This is a genomic window from Amycolatopsis sp. NPDC114503 (assembly GCF_055633655.1).
In genome coordinates this window covers 1,270,305-1,287,914 of the sequence record NZ_JBVKDT010000001.1, presented here as the reverse complement: position 1 = coordinate 1,287,914, position 17,610 = coordinate 1,270,305, and the positions used below count along the sequence as shown (strand labels likewise).

General features: G+C 68.4%; 17 protein-coding genes and 1 tRNA gene. 15 read left to right on the top strand and 3 right to left on the bottom strand.

Going from position 1 to position 17,610, the window contains the following annotated elements; translation table 11 throughout:
- Positions 1-10 precede the first annotated feature (10 nt).
- Both ACZ7OI_RS06290 and ACZ7OI_RS06285 read right to left on the bottom strand, forming a co-directional pair.
- The gene (locus ACZ7OI_RS06290) at positions 11-517 is read right to left on the bottom strand and encodes a flavin reductase (RefSeq protein ID WP_470263082.1); all 507 of its coding nucleotides are present in this window, start codon (positions 515-517) and stop codon (positions 11-13) included.
- Between the two features lie 96 nt (positions 518-613).
- Positions 614-2,071: a PAS domain-containing sensor histidine kinase gene (locus ACZ7OI_RS06285; RefSeq protein WP_470263081.1), complete on the bottom strand. Its 1,458-nt coding sequence runs from the start codon at positions 2,069-2,071 to the stop codon at positions 614-616.
- A 136-nt stretch (positions 2,072-2,207) separates the two neighbouring features.
- Here ACZ7OI_RS06285 and ACZ7OI_RS06280 point away from each other — a divergent pair, with 136 nt between their 5' ends.
- From ACZ7OI_RS06280 to ACZ7OI_RS06230, 11 genes are all read left to right on the top strand, one after another.
- Positions 2,208-3,329 (top strand): acyl-CoA dehydrogenase family protein, encoded by a 1,122-nt coding sequence (locus tag ACZ7OI_RS06280; RefSeq protein ID WP_470263080.1) that lies wholly within the window; start codon positions 2,208-2,210, stop codon positions 3,327-3,329.
- Positions 3,330-3,361: 32 nt separating this feature from the next.
- A complete protein-coding gene (locus tag ACZ7OI_RS06275) occupies positions 3,362-3,742 on the top strand; it encodes a hypothetical protein (protein ID WP_116200316.1) in 381 nt (126 codons plus the stop codon).
- A gap of 12 nt (positions 3,743-3,754) precedes the next feature.
- Positions 3,755-5,026, top strand: coding sequence for an aromatic ring-hydroxylating oxygenase subunit alpha (locus tag ACZ7OI_RS06270; RefSeq protein ID WP_470263079.1), 1,272 nt, complete (start codon positions 3,755-3,757; stop codon positions 5,024-5,026).
- Positions 5,019-5,522 (top strand): aromatic-ring-hydroxylating dioxygenase subunit beta, encoded by a 504-nt coding sequence (locus ACZ7OI_RS06265; protein WP_470263078.1) that lies wholly within the window; start codon positions 5,019-5,021, stop codon positions 5,520-5,522. The genes ACZ7OI_RS06270 and ACZ7OI_RS06265 overlap by 8 nt, the downstream gene beginning before the upstream one ends.
- Positions 5,519-6,262, top strand: coding sequence for an SDR family NAD(P)-dependent oxidoreductase (locus ACZ7OI_RS06260; RefSeq protein WP_470263077.1), 744 nt, complete (start codon positions 5,519-5,521; stop codon positions 6,260-6,262). The genes ACZ7OI_RS06265 and ACZ7OI_RS06260 overlap by 4 nt, the downstream gene beginning before the upstream one ends.
- Before the next feature lie 27 nt (positions 6,263-6,289).
- A complete protein-coding gene (locus tag ACZ7OI_RS06255; protein WP_470263076.1) occupies positions 6,290-7,246 on the top strand; it encodes a PDR/VanB family oxidoreductase in 957 nt (318 codons plus the stop codon).
- A gap of 180 nt (positions 7,247-7,426) precedes the next feature.
- Complete coding sequence (locus ACZ7OI_RS06250; RefSeq protein ID WP_470263075.1) at positions 7,427-8,752, top strand: MFS transporter; 1,326 nt, start codon at positions 7,427-7,429, stop codon at positions 8,750-8,752.
- A gap of 70 nt (positions 8,753-8,822) precedes the next feature.
- Positions 8,823-9,392: a helix-turn-helix domain-containing protein gene (locus ACZ7OI_RS06245; protein WP_470263074.1), complete on the top strand. Its 570-nt coding sequence runs from the start codon at positions 8,823-8,825 to the stop codon at positions 9,390-9,392.
- A 72-nt stretch (positions 9,393-9,464) separates the two neighbouring features.
- Positions 9,465-10,088: a DUF4190 domain-containing protein gene (locus tag ACZ7OI_RS06240; RefSeq protein ID WP_470263073.1), complete on the top strand. Its 624-nt coding sequence runs from the start codon at positions 9,465-9,467 to the stop codon at positions 10,086-10,088.
- A 53-nt stretch (positions 10,089-10,141) separates the two neighbouring features.
- Complete coding sequence (locus ACZ7OI_RS06235; protein ID WP_470263072.1) at positions 10,142-10,438, top strand: hypothetical protein; 297 nt, start codon at positions 10,142-10,144, stop codon at positions 10,436-10,438.
- Between the two features lie 113 nt (positions 10,439-10,551).
- Positions 10,552-10,830 carry a hypothetical protein gene (locus ACZ7OI_RS06230; RefSeq protein ID WP_470263071.1) on the top strand — a complete coding sequence of 93 codons (279 nt, stop codon included), beginning with the start codon at positions 10,552-10,554 and terminating at the stop codon, positions 10,828-10,830.
- Positions 10,831-11,032: 202 nt separating this feature from the next.
- Here ACZ7OI_RS06230 and ACZ7OI_RS06225 read toward each other — a convergent pair.
- Positions 11,033-11,105, bottom strand: a tRNA-Thr gene (locus tag ACZ7OI_RS06225).
- 209 nt (positions 11,106-11,314) lie between these two features.
- Between ACZ7OI_RS06225 and ACZ7OI_RS06220 the strand changes: the two genes are divergently transcribed.
- The 4 genes from ACZ7OI_RS06220 to ACZ7OI_RS06205 all read left to right on the top strand — a co-directional run bounded on the left by ACZ7OI_RS06220 (position 11,315) and on the right by ACZ7OI_RS06205 (position 17,596).
- Positions 11,315-12,820 carry a threonine/serine exporter family protein gene (locus ACZ7OI_RS06220; RefSeq protein WP_470263070.1) on the top strand — a complete coding sequence of 502 codons (1,506 nt, stop codon included), beginning with the start codon at positions 11,315-11,317 and terminating at the stop codon, positions 12,818-12,820.
- 84 nt (positions 12,821-12,904) lie between these two features.
- Positions 12,905-14,356 (top strand): alpha,alpha-trehalose-phosphate synthase (UDP-forming), encoded by a 1,452-nt coding sequence (locus ACZ7OI_RS06215; RefSeq protein ID WP_470263069.1) that lies wholly within the window; start codon positions 12,905-12,907, stop codon positions 14,354-14,356.
- A gap of 41 nt (positions 14,357-14,397) precedes the next feature.
- Positions 14,398-16,932: a trehalose-phosphatase gene (gene otsB, locus ACZ7OI_RS06210; RefSeq protein WP_470263068.1), complete on the top strand. Its 2,535-nt coding sequence runs from the start codon at positions 14,398-14,400 to the stop codon at positions 16,930-16,932.
- A 130-nt stretch (positions 16,933-17,062) separates the two neighbouring features.
- Positions 17,063-17,596 (top strand): hypothetical protein, encoded by a 534-nt coding sequence (locus ACZ7OI_RS06205; RefSeq protein ID WP_470263067.1) that lies wholly within the window; start codon positions 17,063-17,065, stop codon positions 17,594-17,596.
- Positions 17,597-17,610: the final 14 nt, after the last annotated feature.

Sequence of the window (17,610 nt, the reverse complement as noted above, 5' to 3'; positions counted from 1 at the left end):
ATCTCCTCGATCAGGCGCTGAGTGCGGCAAGCCGGTGGAAGCGGCGCTGGAAGTACACCAAAGCTCCGCTGTCCGGGGCGGTCAGCACCTTTTCGATCTCGACGAACAGCACCGAATGCGACCCGTGCTCCTGTTCGGCGACGATCCGGCCGACCAGCGAGGCCGCCGCGCCGCGCAGGACCGGGGCGTCCTCGCTGTCGAGGTCCCAGCAGTCCTCGCTGAAGCGGTCGGCGGTCGGCACCTTCGTCGCGCCGGCGAAGTGCATGGCCAGGTCTTCCTGGCCGGGACCGAGGACGTTGACGCACACCTGGCCGTTGCCGACGAGGATCGCGTGCGACCGGCTCGACCGGTTGACGCACACGAGCACGGTCGGCGGGCTGTCGGTGACCGAGCAGGCGGCGCTCACCGTCATGCCGGCGAGGCCGTGCGCGCCCGCGGTGGTGACGACATTGACGGCCGCGGAGAGGTTGGCCATCGCGGTGCGGAATTCGCGCTGGGTCCGGGTCAGCTCGGACACGGTGCCTCCTAGGACTGGGGCCGGGACTCCTCTGACCGTACAAAGCCGCACCGGTCGCGGGATATCGAGAACTTCCCCGGCACAGCTGAAGAATTCCTAACCCGGGCCGGTCGCGGGCAGTGCGAAGCCGAACCGCGAACCGCCGCCGGCGCGGTGTTCCGCCCAGATCGTCCCGTGCTGACGGGTGATGATGCGGTGGCTCAGCGCCAATCCGATGCCGCTGCCGCGCTCCTTCGCGGTGAACGACTCGTCGAACGGGTTGCGCGGGAAGCCGCGGCCGCGATCGTCCACGGTGACCACGCCGGTGTCGCCGTCGCGGCGCGTGGTCAGCACCAGGCTGCGCCGCTGCTGCGGGCACTGGGCCATTTCCTCGATCGCGTTGAAGCACAGGTTCAGCACGACCTGGCCGGTCAGCACGCGTTCGCAGTGCACGGGCACGGCGTCAGCGGACCGGTCGAACCTCACCTCGATCGCGGCCGGTTCGGCGCGCAACCGCACGAAATACAGGCATTCCTCGACGATCTCGTTGAGGTCGGCCACCTGCTCCACGTGCTCCAGATGCCCAACGAACGCCCGCACGGACGACACGATCTGGCTTGCCCGTTCGATCTGCCGGACCGCGCTGTCGATGCCGTACACAACGGGCGCGGCATCGAGCGTCCGCGATCGCACCCCGGCCAGGAAATTGCCCGCGGCGGCGAGCGGCTGACTCAGCTCGTGCGCGATCGCCATCGCCATGTCGCCCATCGCGGTGTAGCGCGCCAGGTAGTTCTCCCGGTGCAGCTCCCGCTCCCGCCGGACCTCACCGCGGATGCGTTCGGAGACGTCGTGGAGCAGCATCAGAAACGCGTCTCCACCAGGCTCGCGAAGCCGTTCGACGCTCCCCTCCAGCCACACGCGACCCTGAATTTCCAGCCGAACTTGAGTGGCTGGCACGGCGCGTTCGCGGACCTCGTCCCAAGTGGCCGGACGGTCGTCGAGGCGCAGACCGGCGTAGTCGGCCAGGCGGCCGAGCGGTTCGTCCGGTGTCGCGCCGAACAGCGCGACCGCGGAATCCGTGGCGAACCGCAGCTCGCCCGAGCCGTCGAGCATCAACGCGACCGCCGACGTCTGCCGGGCCAGCGCGTCCACCCAGGACGTGGTCAACCGCAGCTCACGCTCGATTTCCTGCTCGCGTTCGATGTCGCGGAACTGCACCATCACCGCCGGGCCTTGCGCCAGTTCAACTCGGGTCGCCACCGCGTCCGTCGGAATCACCCGGCCGGATTTGGTGCGGTAGTGCCATTCGATCCGGCTGACGCCCTTGTCGACGGCCTCCTGCAGCCACGCCCGCCCGATCACCCGGTCGTACTGCTGCGCGGAGCTGCTCATGTGGTTCGCCTTCAACGGCCGCAGCTCGGTGACGCTCCATTCGAGCATCTCGCACGCGGCCGGGTTGGCCCACAGGATGTTCTTCGTCGCGCCGTCGTGCACGAGCACGCACGTACGGCTGGCGTTGAGCATCGCGACGAAATCGTGCGTCGTCAGCTCGGGCGCGCGCGGGTCTGCCTCCATCGGCTCAGCGTAAAGCCCCTGGCTGGCGGCTCGCACTGAAGAAATCCCCTACGCCCGCTCAGGCACTACCAATTCCCGCGCGCCGCCGTGGTTCGTACCGTCTGCAGCGACCGCACCGGCATTCTGAGGAGCAGCGATGAGCGAAGTCACCATGGAGGAGGTGCTCGCCGAGCTCGCCAAGCGCAAGGACGAGTTCCAGCAGCAGCGCTACGTGTCGCGCGACTTCATCGACCGGCTCAAGCAGGTTGGCGTCTACCGGGCCAGCACGCCGGCGAAGTTCGGCGGCAACCCGCTCCCGCCAGCCGAGTTCCTCCGCCTGATCGAGCGTATTTCCACAGTGGACGGTTCGACCGGCTGGGTCGCCAGCTTCGGCTCGTCGCTGATCTACCTCGCCGCGCTCCCGCTCGACACGCAGGCCGAGCTGTACAAAAACGGTCCGGACGTCGCGTTCGCCGGCGGTCTCTTCCCGGTCCAGCCCGCCCCGGCGACCGAAACCGGCTTCCGCGTGGACGGTCGCTGGAAGTTCGCCAGCGGCTGCATGGGCGCGGACATCCTCGGCGTCGGCATCCCCGGCGACGAATCGACCGGCGGGAAACCGCGCACCGCGCTGCTGCGGCCCGAGCAGGTCGAGATCGTGCAGGAATGGGACGTCGTCGGCATGCGCGGCACCGGTTCGTTCGACCTGGTCGTGCGCGACGTCGAGGTCCCGCGCGAGTGGACGTTCATCCGCGGCGGCGCGCCCACTGTGGACGAACCGCTCTACCGCTACCCCACAATCGCTTACGCCGCACAGGTTCTCGCCATCGTCGGCGCGGGCGTCGCGCGGGCTGCGCTCGACCACGCCCGTGAAGTCGGCGCTGGCTACACCGGCGTCACCGGTGCGCCGAAGCTCGCCGACCGCGGCTACTACCGCACCGGGTACGCCGACGCCGAGGCCGCGCTGCGGTCCGCGCGCGCCTGGTTCTACGAGGTCAGCCACGAGGTCTGGGACACCGTCGTTTCCGGCGACGAGGCCACCGACGAGCAGAACGCCCAGCTGCGGCTTTCGTCCGCGCACCTGGCCAAGACGTCGTCCGAGGTGGTCTCGAAGCTCGTCGAGATCTCCGGCACCGCGCCGATCTACTCGACGCACCCGTTGCGTGGACTTCAGGGCGACGCACTGGTACCCAAGCAGCATGCGTTCCTGGGCCCGGCCATCCACGACGCCGCCGGAGCGGTTCTCATGGGACAGCCGCCGACCAGCCCCGGCTTCCGCTGACCAGCCACCACCACGACGAGGAGTCTCCGACTGTGAGCACGCAGCCCCTGCGGGTGCTTTTCTGCATCGGCATCAACCAGAACTTCTTCGACCTGCCCGCCGACGGCATCACCATCGGCGACGTCTGGCAGTCCTTCGTGTCCATGATGGACCAGCTGAAAGCGTTGCCGGGCATCACTTTCATCGGCGACATCGACGATGACGCGCACATGGTCGGCCCGTCCGACGGCTGGCCGTGGACCTGCTACATCCTCGCCGACGCCGACAGCCAGGAAACCGTCAAGGCCGGTTGCAACCTGCTGCGCACCACAGAGGTCGGCAGCAATGGCGTCAAGCTGTGGCGCTTCGCCAAGATCGAAGCCCGGATCGGCCGTCCGCTGACCGTCCGCGAAGACGTCGAACTGCCCGACTGAACCGGAGACCTCATGACTGAGAACGCGAAAGTTCCCGCCGACTTCGCGGAAAGCGACCGCGTCGCCGCCCGGCTTTACACCGACCCGGAAATCTTCGAACGCGAGATGACGCAGATCTTCGAGCGTTCGTGGGTGTGGGTCGCGCATGAAAGCGAATTGGCCCAGCCGGGGAACTTCAAATCCACTTACGTCGGCCGCCAGCCGGTAATCGTGACGCGAGACCGCAAGGGCACGCTGCACACGATGCTCAACCGCTGCCGTCACCGTGGCGCGAGCCTGTGCGAGAAGCCGAGCGGCAAGGCCAACGGCTTCACCTGCCCGTACCACGCCTGGAGCTACGGCCTCGACGGCAAGCTGCGCGGCATCCCTTATCCCGACGGCTACGAAGGCGTGCTGGAAAAGGGCGAGCTGTCACTGAAGAAGCTGCGCACCGAGTCGTACGGCGGCATGGTTTTCGCGACCTTCGACGAGGACAGCGAGTCCCTTGAGGACTTCCTCGGCGACGCGAAACTGTGGATCGACCGCTTCATGAAGCAGGGCGGCGGTTACCCGATCAAGGTGCTCGGCAAGCACCAGTTCAAGTTTCGCGGCAACTGGAAGATCCAGCTGGAAAACACCACGGACGGCTATCACTTCCCGATCGTGCACCGGTCGTGGATGGCTTCGGTGGACGCGGAAACCGCCGACATGATGTCGTTCATGACCGATCCGTCGGCGATCACGCATTCGCTCGGCAACGGGCACAGCGTCATGCAGATGGTGCCGGAACACTCCGATCTGGACGTCGACGACGGCACCGAACCGTTGCAGGGCCGCTTCGACCACGTGGTGGCCGAACTGTCGAAGACACTGGACGAGGCGCAGGTGCGCAAGGTCGTCCGGGCCATGCACGGCACCGGATTCAACCTCAACCTGTTCCCGAACGTCTCGATGTCCGCGGCGTTTTTCCGGGTGCTGCGGCCGATTTCGGTCAACGAGACGCTGATCGAGCACGTCGCGATCGGCCCGGACGGACCGCCGGAACTGGACATCGTGAATCGCGAACGGCTGCGCATCCACGAACACTTCCAGGGCCCGTTCGGGTTCGGCACGCCGGACGACGCCGAGGGCTGGGACCGCGTGCAGCGCGGTGCGCACGGCGGCCCGGACCTGCCGATCCTGGTCAACCGCGGACTGGCGCGGGAAAAGGCGAGCCCCGAAGGCTGGCCCACCTCGCACGTCACCGACGAAACCGGCATGCGCGCCGCGTACGCCCAGTGGAAGGAGATGATGGGCGATGACTGAGACCATCCCCGTCACTGACCCTCGCCTCGCGCGCGCCGTCGAACTCGTCAACCGCGAGGCGGAACACCTGGACCGCACGGAATACCACGCGTGGGAAAAGCTGTTCACCGAAGACGGCATTTACGTCATCCCGATCGACCGGGAAACCGACGATTTCGCCGGCTCGCTGAACATGGTCTACGACGACGCGCGAATGCGGCAGATGCGCATCGCGCGGATGACCGAGGGCTACGCGCTCGCGGCCGTCGATTCCGCCCGCACCGTGCGCACGGTGTCGCGATTCGTGCCGGAATCCGTTTCGGACAACGAAGTCGTGCTGCGTTCGGCGCAGATTCTGGTCGCCTACAAGCGGGGCAATCACGACCTGTGGGCGGCGGATCTGGTCCACCGCATCCAGTTGTCGCCCGAAGGTCCCGAAGGCGACCGGATCGCATTGAAGGTCGTCCGGCTGGTCAACAGCGACGAGGCCGTTCCTGCCGCGGGATTCCTGCTGTGAGCGCGCCAGCTGAGCCGCACGTCGCCGTTGTCACCGGTGGCGCGAGCGGTCTCGGAGAAGCGATCGTGCGGCAACTGCACGCCGAGGGCTACCGCGTCGCGATCGCGGACGTCAACGGCGAAGCGGCCGAGAAACTGGCTGCGTCCCTTGGCAACTGCCGCGGTTACCTGGTCGACGTGCAGGATCGAGCGGCGCTCGCGCAGCTGAAGGACGACGTCGTCCGCGATTTCGGCAGCGTCCAGGTGCTGGTCAACAACGCGGCCCGCACACAGGCGGCACCGTTGATGGAGATCACGCCGGAAGACCTCGACGCGGTCCTCGCGGTCAACTTCACCGGCACGTTCACCGCCTGCCAGATCTTCGGCGCGTACTTCGTCGAGCAGGGTTACGGGCGGATCGTGAACATGGCGTCGCTGGCCGGCCAGAACGGCGGCACGGCGACCGGCGGGCACTACGCGTCGTCCAAGGGCGCGATCATGTCCGCGACGAAGGTGTTCGCCCGCGAACTCGCCTCGCGCGGGGTCACGGTGAACTCCGTGTCCCCGGGGCCGCTGGACAGCCCGATGGTGCATTCGATCGTCGGCGAGGACAACCTCGAAGCCTTCACGAAGAACATCCCCGTCGGACGGCTCGGCGACCCGGCGTTCATCGGGCGGATGGTGTCGCTGCTCGCCTCGCCCGGCGCGGCCTCGGTCACCGGGGCCTGCTGGGACGCCAACGGCGGCCTTTACCTGCGCTGAACTCCCTTGCCCTGAAACGGAGAGCCGATGCCGAACACCGTGGTCCGCGTGGCCGAGGTCGTCGAGGAAGCGCCTGGGATCCGGGCGCTCCGCCTCGTCCGCGCCGACGGTCTGCCGTTCGACCCGCACCCCGCCGGTGCGCACGTCGACGTCACCGGCCCGACCGGGATCCTGCGCCAGTACTCGCTGTGCGGACGGCCGGACGACACGTCGTCGCTGCTGATCGCGGTGAAACGGGAGCCGGATTCGCGCGGCGGATCCGAGGCGCTGCACGCGGTCGCGGAGAACGACAAGCTCGAGGTCGGCGAGTGCCGGAACCTGCTGTCGCTGGCTCCGGACGCGGACCGGCACGTGCTGATCGCGGGCGGCATCGGCATCACTCCGTTGCTGAGCCTGGCTTACCAGCTGCACGCGGACGGTGCGGAATTCGAACTGCACTACTTCGCACGCGACCGGGAGTCGGCGGCTTTTGTTTCCCTGCTTGAAGAACAGGCTGAATTCCGGGATCGAGTGCTGCTGTATTTCGGCGTTCCGCGCGACGAACAGCCCGCCGTGCTGACGGAGGTGGCGACCGGGCTCGGATCCGCCGGGCACGTCTACACCTGCGGTCCGGAAGGGTTCATGGAGCAGGTCACCGGCGTGTTCGCTCCGGTGGTCGGCGAAGCGCAGGTGCACGTCGAACATTTCACCGCGGCCGAGGTCGACACGAGCGGCGATCAGCCGTTCACCGTCGAACTCGACACCGGCGAGGTGTTCGAGATCCCGGCCGAGAAGTCGATCCTCTCGGTGCTGACCGACAACGGGATCGAGGTGTTCAAATCGTGCGAGGAAGGCATCTGCGGCTCGTGCGTTTCCGGGGTGCTGGAGGGCACGCCGGAGCACCGGGACCAGTGCCTTTCGGCCAGCGACAAGGCTTCCGGCGACCAGATGGCGCTGTGCGTGTCGCGCGCCCGCTCGGAAAAACTGGTGATCGAGCTGTACTGACTCAGACGGCCGGAATCCTCGCGATTCCGGCCGTCTTGTCTATTAATTGATAGATTTTATTTATCAATCCGCCGCAAATCGGACTTTGCCTCCTTCGTCACGCTTTCCCTAAGCTGTGTCCACCGTTTCCCACCACCGGACACTCCGCGCATTCTCGCGCGAGACGACGAAAGGCCTGCCATGGCCAAGCGCGACGAAGCGCACTCTCCCGGCGTGCTGCGGCTCGGATTCGCCGCCGGAGTCGGCACTTCCCTGGAAATGTACGATTTCTCGATCTACGGCACCGCGGCGGCGCTGGTGTTCGGGTCGGTGTTCTTCAAAACCGGCAACGCCTGGTTCGGCACCTTCATGAGCCTCGCGACCTTCGCCATCGGTTTCGTGATGGCCCCGCTCGGCGCGGCGCTTTTCGGCTGGATCGGCGACCGTCGCGGCCGCCGCACCGCGCTGTACGCCGCGTTTCTGCTGATGGGTTTCGCGACGCTGGGCATGGGTGTTCTCCCGCCGTACGCGGTGATCGGCATCGCCGCGCCGCTGCTGCTGGTCGGATTGCGCCTGCTGCACGGCGCCGCCCGTGGCGGGGAAAGCGCCGGAGCGGCCGTGTTCGCCGTTGAGCACGCGCCGGAAAAACGGCGTGGCCTCTACGGTTCCTTTGTCGCGCTCGGTTCGCCGATCGGCGTCGTGCTGGCGAACCTGGCTTTCGCGCTGGTTCTCCTGCTGCCCAACGACGACATCATGAGCTGGGGCTGGCGTCTCCCGTTCCTCGCCGGCGGCATCGTGCTGGCGATTGGGATCTGGATCCGCCGCGGCGTTTCGGAAAGCCCGGAATTCGAGAAAATGGCCGCCGCGGAAACGCGCGCGAAAAAGCCGCTAGCCGACGTCCTCCGCTCGAATTGGCGGCGTCTGCTGCTGATCGCCGGCGCGAACCTCGGCCTCACCGCCTGCACTTTCGCGCTGGTCACGTTCATGCTGTCGTACGCGACCGCCGCCGCCCCGGAAGGTCTCGGCCTCCCGCGCGGCCCGATCGTCACCATTTCGACGATCACCCTGCTGTGCCACGCCGCCGCGAACGTCGGAGCCGCCTGGCTGTCCGACCGGATCGGCCGCAAGCCGGTGATGCTGACCGGCTCGGTCCTGTCGATCGCCGCCGCGCTCGTGATGTTCCCGATCGCGTCGGCGGGCACCGTCAGCTCGGTCTTCGTCGCGCTGCTCTTGGGTTTCACCGCCACCGGAATCCTTTTCGGACCGATGTACACCTGGTTCGCCGAGCTGTTCCCGCGAGAACAGCGCCAGTCCGGCCTCGGCGTGGGCTACCACGTCGGCGCGGTGCTGGGCGGCGGCCTGTCGCCGATGATCGCCAACCGGATCGTCGCCGCGACCGGCGACGCCCTCGCGGTCGGCTACTACCTGGCCGCGCTGCTCGTGCTGAGCCTGGTCTGCCTGCTGATCCTCCCGGAAACGGCCCCCGCGCGCCGCGCCGCGAAACCGGCTCCCGAACTGGTCGGCTGATGCGCACTCGTGAGCGGCGATGCCGGTTCTAACCGGCATCGCCGCTCACGAGTTCGGCAAACTGGGCGCCATGTCTGATCTCGACGAAGTCCTGGACGCGGTCGGCCCGAGGCTGCGAACCCTGCGCACCCGGCGCGGCATCACCCTGGCCGACCTGTCGGCCGAGACCGGCATCTCGGAAAGCACCCTGTCCCGCCTGGAAAACGGCCAGCGCCGGGCGAACCTGGAGCTGCTCCTGCCGCTGTCGCGCGCCTACGACGTGCCGATCGACGACCTGGTGGGCGCGCCCCGCGCCGGCGACCCGCGCGTCCACCTGCGCCCGATCCACCAGCACGGGATGACCTACGTGCCGCTCACCCGGCGACCAGGCGGGGTGCACGCGTACAAAATGCTGATCCCCGGCCGCTTCGCGGAACCCGCGCTGAAAACACACAGCGGTTACGAATGGCTGTACGTCCTCAATGGCCGCCTCCGCCTGATCGTGGGCGCGAAGGAGCTGACGGTCCCGCCCGGCGAGGCGGCGGAGTTCGACACGACAGAACCGCACTGGCTCGGCTCGGCCGACGGAGGCGCGGTGGAACTGCTGATCCTCTTCGGACTGCAGGGGGAACGGGTGCACGTGGAGCCGCGCCCGGACTGATTCCGGACAAGACGTAACACTCGGGGCGATTAGTGCGACCTGGTTGTGCACGTTCGATCACGAAAGGTTCGCATGTCCGCCCCTGACTATCCTCCGCCGCCCGCACCCCAGGCGGCCCCTCCGGTCCACCAGATCCCGCCGAAGAACGGCCTCGGCACTGCCGGGTTCGTGCTCGGCCTGGTCGGCCTGATTTTCTCGTTCATCCCGGTCATCGGGCTCGTCGCGTGGCCGCTGGTGATCCTCGGGATCATCTTCTCCGCACTCGGCTTCGCCCGGTCGCGGTCCGGAAAGGCCACGAACAAGGGCCTGTCGATCGCCGGTCTGGTGCTTTCGGTGATCGGCCTGGTGCTCTGCATCATCTGGGCCGCGACGGTCACCAAGGCAGTCAACGACATCAACAACGAAGCAAACCGCTCGGCGACAGTCCACTACGAGGTCAGCGGCACCGCGAAGGACGCCTCGATCACGTACACCACCTTCGGCGACGGCAGCTCTTCCACCAACCAGGAACAGCCGAAGTCCCTGCCGTGGTCGAAAGACATCTCCACGAAGGGCCTCGTCAAGGGCGGCTCCCTCGTGGTGACGACCGGCACCGAAGGCGGAGAGGTGACTTGCAAGGTCACTGTGGACGGCAAGGAAACCAAGACGGCAAAGGCGTCGGGCAACTTCGCAACCGCCTCCTGCGACGGCTTCTGATTCCGAGCGCCCCAGACCCCGGCGCTTCTTGCCGGAAACGGCATTCTTGAGCCATGGCTTATTTCAACGGCATTGCCACGAGAGTGGTGGACGATGCGTTCCCCGGCTGGGTCGAAGTCCAATTCTCGGAAGCGGACGGCACCGAAGTCACTCTCGTGGAAAAGCTGCCAGTGCTCGACAACGACCTCACGACCGAATCGCGGTATCCAGCGCGGTTACGCATCTCGTGCCGGGTGGTGAGAACAGAGCCAGACGGCGTGGCAGCGGTCGTCGTCCTGGACCACGGCGTCACAGATCGCGCTGGCCGGAGCATGTTTCGCGTGCCCGCCAGCGCGGTCAGCCACCCCTGACGACCGAGCCAACTGGTACCCCGAAACAGCCGCTGATCTGGATCTGGCTGGCACCAGACAACGCGCGGACAGTGACAGGAAGCACCAGGCAACTCGGAACCCGCGAGGCACCCATGTCGGCCCAGATCCTCCACCTGAACCACCGCGAACGCGCCACCCTCACGGCCGTCGGTCGCGGTCGCGCCGAGATGACCTGCAGCTGCGAACCCGATCTCTACATCGACGGCATCGCCTGCTGCGACCAGTTCACCGCCCACCGCCTCGTGCGGCTGGCCCTCGTCGTCCCGCTGCGCGCGGGACGGCACGGCGAGCGCGTTCCCGCGCTCCTCACCGACAGCGGCCGCGCCGCGATCGACCTCCCGGTCGCAGGCCTCCCGCTGTCCGCCGCCTGAGCCGCGACCGCGCAGCGAGCCAGCGGAACTCGAAACCTCAGCAGAGGCCTGCCTGATCCAAGCTCTGAATCCGCGCCGACAAGGCGGCTGAGCAGACCTGTGCTCGCCATCCTTCAGCAGACCGGTCTCACACGGGCGAAGAGATAGCCTGGGGCCAGGCCGCTCGAGCAACGAAGCAGCGGACCGAAGCCCGCGTTCCCGGAGCCGGCAAGGGGGTTCGAACCCCTGACCTTCTGTTTACAAGACAGATGCTCTACCAACTGAGCTATACCGGCACGCACCCGGCGACGGGCGCGCCAAAAGTATATCGGGCCGCTCCCGGCGCACCCGGACAACCCGCCCTAAGCCCCAGGTCAGCCGCGAAAATCGACAAGATCCAACCCGATGCGGCACGATCGACGACGGGTGTGGCGGACACCACTGCAACAGCTGGGGCGGTACGGCCGATGGTCCCCGGGAACGAACGAGGAGGTGGGGATCGATCATGAAGATCAACGAGCGTGCCGGCCAGGGGGTCGCGCGCAGACGGTGGCCGATTCTCGAGCCTCCGCACCCGCGGTCCAGCCAGCGGCATCGGCCGAATTTGCTGCGCCGACGCGCCTGGCACATTCTCGAGGCTCCGACGGCGGAACAGCCCGCGGTCGAGTCCGAGGAGGCGATCGGGCCCAAGCCGCCCGACGACGCGACCGTCAACTTCGTTCTGGATCTCACGTTGCGGATCGGCGAAGTGCAGATGGCCAGCGGCGCCGGGGCTTCCGACGTCACCGCGACCATTCTCGCGCTCACCTCCGCACTCGGGCTGCCGCACTGCGAGGTCGACGTCATCTTCACGTCGATCACCGTCACCTGTCACCGCGGGACCGACCTCGCGCCGGTCACCGCGTTGCGAGTGGTTCGTTCGCGCAGTCTCGACTACACCCGGCTGACCGAGACCGAGGCGCTCGTGCGCCAGATCGTCCGCGGCCGCACCGGGGCCGAGGAAGCGGTCACCGAGCTGGACCGGATCACCTCCGCGCCGCACCCGTACGCGCGCTGGACCGCGACCGCCGCCTGGGGCGGGCTGGCCGGGTTCATCACGCTGTTGCTCGGCGGGGGTCTCGACATCGCGCTCGTCGCGATGGTCATCTCCGCCGCGGTGGACCGGATCGGCAGGCTGCTCAACAAGTTCAACCTGCCGTTCTTCTTCCAGCAGGTGGTCGGCGGGTTGTTCGCGACGCTGTCGGCGATGGTGATAGTCAGCAGCAACATCCTGACCACCGACCGGCCGACGCTCGTGGTCGCCGCGGCGGTCACCGTGCTGCTGTCGGGGCTGTCGACGGTTTCCGCGGTGCAGGACGGGATCACCGGGTACTACGTCACCGCGTCCGGCCGCACGATGGAAACCGCGTTGATGAGTGCCGGGCTGATCGCCGGGGTCGTGCTCGCGCTTCGGCTCGCGGTGATGCTCGAACTGCCGCGCACCCCGTTGCCCGACGTCCCCGTCTCGACCGCGCAGCACCTGCCGATCATCGTCGTCGGCGGGGCAGGCGCGGCCGCCTGCTTCGCGCTCGCCTCGTACTCGAAACTGCGCGCGATGCTCGTCGCCGCGGCGGCAGGCGGGATCGGCGCGATCGTCTACGGCGCGCTGATCCTCGCGACGCTCGACGCGGTGAGCGCGTCGGCGATCGCGGCGACGCTCGTCGGGTTCTGCGGCGGCGTGATGGCGCGGCGGCTGAAAGTTACGCCACTCGTGGTGGCCGTGTCCGGGATCACTCCGCTGCTCCCCGGCCTCTCGACCTATCGTGGTCTATACCAATTAGCGGTGTCGCCAGGCGGCAACATCTCCACCCTGATGACCGCGGTCGCCATCGGGCTCGCTCTCGCGGCGGGCGTTGTACTGGGCGAATACCTCGCCCAGCCGGTCCGCACCGGGCTCGGCAGGCTCGAGCGCAAGCTCTCCGGGCCCCGGCTGGCCGGGCCGATGGAACCGACCGAACGGCGTTTGGAGTAACCAGTTGGTCACCGGCCGGTCACTCCGCGCGCGCTAGGGTTTCCAGTGGGGCCGCGACCCGCCGATGACGAGGGAGCAGCTGGAGTGACTGACGCGATCGCCGAGGAGAAGAGCGCACCGTCCGCGGATTTCGTCGTGGTGGCCAACCGGCTGCCCGTCGACCTCGAACGGACCGCGGACGGACAGCAGCGCTGGACCGCCAGTCCCGGCGGACTGGTCTCCGCGCTCGAACCGTTCCTCCGGTCCCGCAAGGGCGCGTGGGTCGGCTGGCCGGGCGTGCCGGACGTCGACGTGGACGAGTTCGACGACGACGGCCTCGTCCTGCATCCGGTCTCGCTCACCTCGGCCGAGGTCCGCGACTACTACGAGGGCTTCTCCAACGCCACCCTCTGGCCGCTCTACCACGACGTCGTCGAACGGCCGGTTTTCGACCGGTCGTGGTGGGACAGCTACGTGAAGGTCAACCAGCGCTTCGCCGAGGCCAGCGCCAGCGTCGCCGCGCACGGGGCGACCGTGTGGATCCAGGACTACCAGCTGCAGCTGGTGCCCCGGATGCTCCGCGAGCTGCGGCCCGACCTGCGCATCGGGTTCTTCCTGCACATCCCGTTCCCGCCGGTCGAGCTCTTCATGCAGCTCCCGTGGCGCGCGGAGATCGTGCGCGGCCTGATCGGCGCGGACCTGATCGGCTTCCACCGGCCCGGCGGCGCGCAGAACTTCCTGTGGCTGGCCCGGCAGCTGGTCGGCCTCGAGCCCACCCGAGGCGCGGTCGGCGTCCGGTCCCGGCCGGGCATGGTGCAGGTCGGCGACCGCACCGTGCGCGTCGGCGCGTTCCCGATCTCCATCGACGCGGCCGGCCTCGACTCGCTCGCCCGCAGCAAGGGCGTCGGCGAGCGCGCCAAGCAGATCCGCCGCGACCTCGGCAACCCCAAAGCGGTGCTGCTCGGCGTCGACCGGCTCGACTACACCAAGGGCATCGACCTGCGGCTGCAGGCGCTGCACGAGCTGCTGCACGAGGGCCGCCTCGAACCCGGCGACGTCACGTTCGTGCAGCTGGCCACCCCGAGCCGCGAACGCGTCGAGCACTACCAGCGGATGCGCGGCGAGATCGAGCAGATGGTCGGCCGGATCAACGGCGAGTTCGCCCGCGTCGGCCACCCGGTCGTGCACTATTTGCACCAATCCGTGAACCGCACCGAGCTGGCCGCCTTCTTCTCCGCGGCCGACGTCATGGTGGTGACTCCGCTGCGCGACGGGATGAATCTCGTCTGCAAGGAGTACGTCGCGTGCAGGCCGGATCTGGGCGGCGCGCTGGTGTTGAGCGAGTTCGCCGGCGCGGCGGCGGAATTGACCAGCGCTTTCCTCGTCAACCCGCACGATCTGGACGGGGTGAAGAACGCGTTGGAGGCTGCCATTACGCTCGACCCCGCCGAGGGCCGACGCAGGATGCGCGCCATGCGTCGCCAGGTCCTCACCCACGACGTCGACCGGTGGGCGCGTTCGTTCCTCCAGGCGCTGGGTGCCGAACCGGCCGACTGACCCCCTCCCCCGTACCGCGCTGGACCTCCTGAGGAGGAGTGTTGACCGCCGAGGCGTTGCCCGCGGAACTACGGCGCGCGATCGTGCAGATCGCCCGTACCCCGCGCCTGCTGGTCGCCTGCGACTACGACGGCACATTGGCCCCCATCACGGCGAACCCCGACGAGGCGCGGCCGCTGCCCGAGTCCGTGGGCGCGTTGAGATCTCTCGCCGGCCTGCACGAAACGACCACCGCCGTGATTTCCGGCCGGGCGCTTCGGGATCTCGCGACGCTGTCGCGGCTGCCGTCCGAGGTCAACCTGGTCGGCAGCCACGGATCCGAGTTCGACATCGGCTTCATCCACGCGCTCGACGAGGACGCGAAGGCGCTGCACCGGCGGCTCGAACACGAGCTGGAACAGCTGGTGCTCGACGTGCCCGGGGTGTCGCTCGAGGTCAAGCCGGCGAGCATCGCGGTGCACGTGCGCCGCGCCGAGCACAACGCGGGCCGGCGCGTCCTCTCGGACGTGCACGAAGGCCCGTCGAAGTGGGAAGGCGTCACGACCACCGACGGCAAGGAAGTCGTCGAACTCGCGGTCGTGAAAACCGACAAGGGCAATGCCCTCGACACCCTTCGCCACCAGGTCGGGGCCACCGCGGCGGTGTTCCTCGGCGACGACGTCACCGACGAGAAGGCGTTCGCCCGGCTGGCCGGGCCGGACCTCGGCATCAAGGTCGGCGACGGCGAATCGCTCGCCGAGTACCACGTGCCCGACACCGTCGACGTCGCGATGGTGCTCGCGTTCCTGCTGGAAGAGCGGCGCAACTGGCTCTACGGCGAGTCCGCGACGCCGATCGAGCGGCTGTCGCTGCTGGCCAACGAGCGCTCGGTCGCGCTGGTGACGCCGGACGCGAAGCTGACCTGGCTGTGCCACCCCGGTCCGGACGCCCCCGCGGTGTTCGCCGATCTGCTCGGCGGTCCCGGGGCGGGCCACTTCTCGATCAAACCGCACCGCAACGGGCTCCCGCTCGGCCAGCGGTACCTGCCGAACACGATGACGGTCGAAACGCGCTGGTCGCGGCTGCTCGTCACGGACTATCTCGAACCGGAAAGCCCCGGGCACCGCACCGACCTCGTGCGCGTGATCTCCGGCGAGGCGGTGGCGCAGGTCGTGTTCGCGCCGCGGCCGGAATTCGGCGGCGTGCCGGTGCGGTTGGTCGCCGAGGCCGAAGGCCTGCGCGTGCTGGGCACGTCGGAGCCGTTCGTGCTGCGCTCGCCGGGTGTCGAATGGTCGATCACCTCCGACGGCCTTCAGGACACCGCGACCGCGCTCGTCCAGCCGACGCCGGAGCAGCCGGTGGTGCTCGAACTTCGGTGCGGCACCACGGATTTCACCGCCCACGAACTGTCCGAAGTGGACCGTCGCGACCGGGCGGGCCGGTACTGGAGCGACTGGGCGGCGAAGCTCAAGCTGCCGACCGTCCAGACCGAGCTGGTGCGCCGTTCCGCGCTGACCCTGCGCGGGCTGGTGAACACTGACACCGGCGGCGTGCTGGCCGCCGCGACGTCGTCGCTGCCGGAGGAAATCGGCGGGGTCCGCAACTGGGACTACCGCTACTGCTGGATCCGCGACGCCGCGATGACCGTGCGCGAGCTGGTGCACCTCGGTTCGCACGAGGAAGCCGAGGGCTACCTGAAGTGGCTGCACGGCGTGCTCGCCACGCTGGCCGGCCCGGAGCGGCTGCACCCGCTGTACACGCTGGCCGGCAGCGTCATCGGCGCGGAGGCGGTCATCGAATCGCTGCCCGGGTACGCCGGTTCGCGGCCGGTGCGCGTCGGCAACCTGGCCAACCACCAGGTGCAGCTCGACGTGTTCGGCCCGGTCGTGGAGCTGGTCGCCACGCTGGCGCAGGTCCGCGGCGAACTGCGCGACGAGGACTGGCAGATGGTGCGCGCGATGGCCGAGGCCGTCACGCGGCGCTGGAACGAACCGGACCACGGCATCTGGGAAGAGCGGCACGTGCCGCGGCACCGGGTGTACTCGCGGGTGATGTGCTGGGTGACCATCGACCGCGCGGTGCGGCTCGGCGACGAGTACGGCCGTGACGTCCCGGGAGCCTGGCCCAAGCTGCGCGACCAGATCAAGGCCGACGTGCTCGAGCACGGCTGGAACGAAGAGGTGCAGGCGTTCACCACCGCCTACGACGGCACCGACCTCGACGCGGCGTCCCTGTTCGTGGGCCTGACCGGCCTCATCGACCCGGCGGACGACCGGTTCCAGAAGACCGTGACGGCGATCGAGGCCGAGCTGCGCAGCGGTTCCACGGTGTACCGCTACCGGCGCGACGACGGCCTTCCCGGCGGCGAAGGCGGCTTCCACATCTGCGCGGCCTGGCTGATCGAGGCGTACCTGTGCACCGGGCGGCGCAACGAGGCCGAGGAGCTGTTCGCGCAGATCGTCGACGCGGCGGGCCCGACCGGGCTGCTGCCGGAGCAGTTCGACCCGGTCGCGGAGCGCTCGCTCGGCAACCACCCGCAGGCGTACTCGCACATCGGCCTGATCCGGTGCGCGAATCTGCTGGCAGAGAAGGCTTGATCAGGCAAGCCAGTTAGCACGCCTCAGTGACAAGTGCCGTGAAGGCCGCCTTGCCGGAATCGCATTCCGTTAAGGTGGTCTTCACGAGCATTTGCACATTCGTTCGGGTTGCCGGCGCGGAGGTGATGCGGTGAAGCAGTACTACGGGCAGCAGTCCGCGGAGTACGCTCCGCTGCCGCCGTTGTTCGCCGCCCGGGTGCGCGTCGCGTCCGTGGTCATCGGGGTTTCGCTGGCGATCGGCACGCTGCTCGTTTTCGGCATCACCGCGCTCGTGAACCGTCCGCTGCACGGGCACAGCCTGCCGAGCGGCCTGCTCGGTCTCGCCGCCCTGCTGCTGCCGATGCTGTCCGTGCTCGCCATCGCCGTGGTGGTGCTGTCCGCGCGCCGCTGCCTGCAAGGCGACTACCTGGTGACTGCCCGGGCCCGCAGCACCCGCGCGACGCTGGCCGCCTGTTTCACCGTGCTGTCGGTCAGCTGCCTGATCGCGCTCGGGGTGTCCGCGCTGGTGGATCTCTGGGGCAACCACGCCAAGCTCGGCTTCACCGAACTGCTCGCGACCTTCGCGAATTTCGCCATCGGCCTGATCGGCTACAGCGCCGGGCTCTGGTTCGTCCGGCCGTCGGTGAGCACGCTGGAGAAGTTCAGCGACCATCCCATCTGGTGAGGCCGTGAACGCCC

Excerpts from the sequence above, each read along its gene's own strand:
- ACZ7OI_RS06270 (WP_470263079.1), top strand. The coding sequence starts at position 3,755 with ATGACTGAGAACGCGAAAGTTCCCGCCGACTTCGCGGAAAGCGACCGC.
- ACZ7OI_RS06220 (WP_470263070.1), top strand. The coding sequence starts at position 11,315 with ATGAAGATCAACGAGCGTGCCGGCCAGGGGGTCGCGCGCAGACGGTGG.
- ACZ7OI_RS06240 (WP_470263073.1), top strand. The coding sequence starts at position 9,465 with ATGTCCGCCCCTGACTATCCTCCGCCGCCCGCACCCCAGGCGGCCCCT.
- ACZ7OI_RS06265 (WP_470263078.1), top strand. The coding sequence starts at position 5,019 with ATGACTGAGACCATCCCCGTCACTGACCCTCGCCTCGCGCGCGCCGTC.
- ACZ7OI_RS06250 (WP_470263075.1), top strand. The coding sequence starts at position 7,427 with ATGGCCAAGCGCGACGAAGCGCACTCTCCCGGCGTGCTGCGGCTCGGA.
- ACZ7OI_RS06285 (WP_470263081.1), bottom strand. The coding sequence starts at position 2,071 with ATGGAGGCAGACCCGCGCGCGCCCGAGCTGACGACGCACGATTTCGTC.
- ACZ7OI_RS06235 (WP_470263072.1), top strand. The coding sequence starts at position 10,142 with ATGGCTTATTTCAACGGCATTGCCACGAGAGTGGTGGACGATGCGTTC.
- ACZ7OI_RS06280 (WP_470263080.1), top strand. The coding sequence starts at position 2,208 with ATGAGCGAAGTCACCATGGAGGAGGTGCTCGCCGAGCTCGCCAAGCGC.
- ACZ7OI_RS06230 (WP_470263071.1), top strand. The coding sequence starts at position 10,552 with ATGTCGGCCCAGATCCTCCACCTGAACCACCGCGAACGCGCCACCCTC.
- ACZ7OI_RS06245 (WP_470263074.1), top strand. The coding sequence starts at position 8,823 with ATGTCTGATCTCGACGAAGTCCTGGACGCGGTCGGCCCGAGGCTGCGA.
- ACZ7OI_RS06255 (WP_470263076.1), top strand. The coding sequence starts at position 6,290 with ATGCCGAACACCGTGGTCCGCGTGGCCGAGGTCGTCGAGGAAGCGCCT.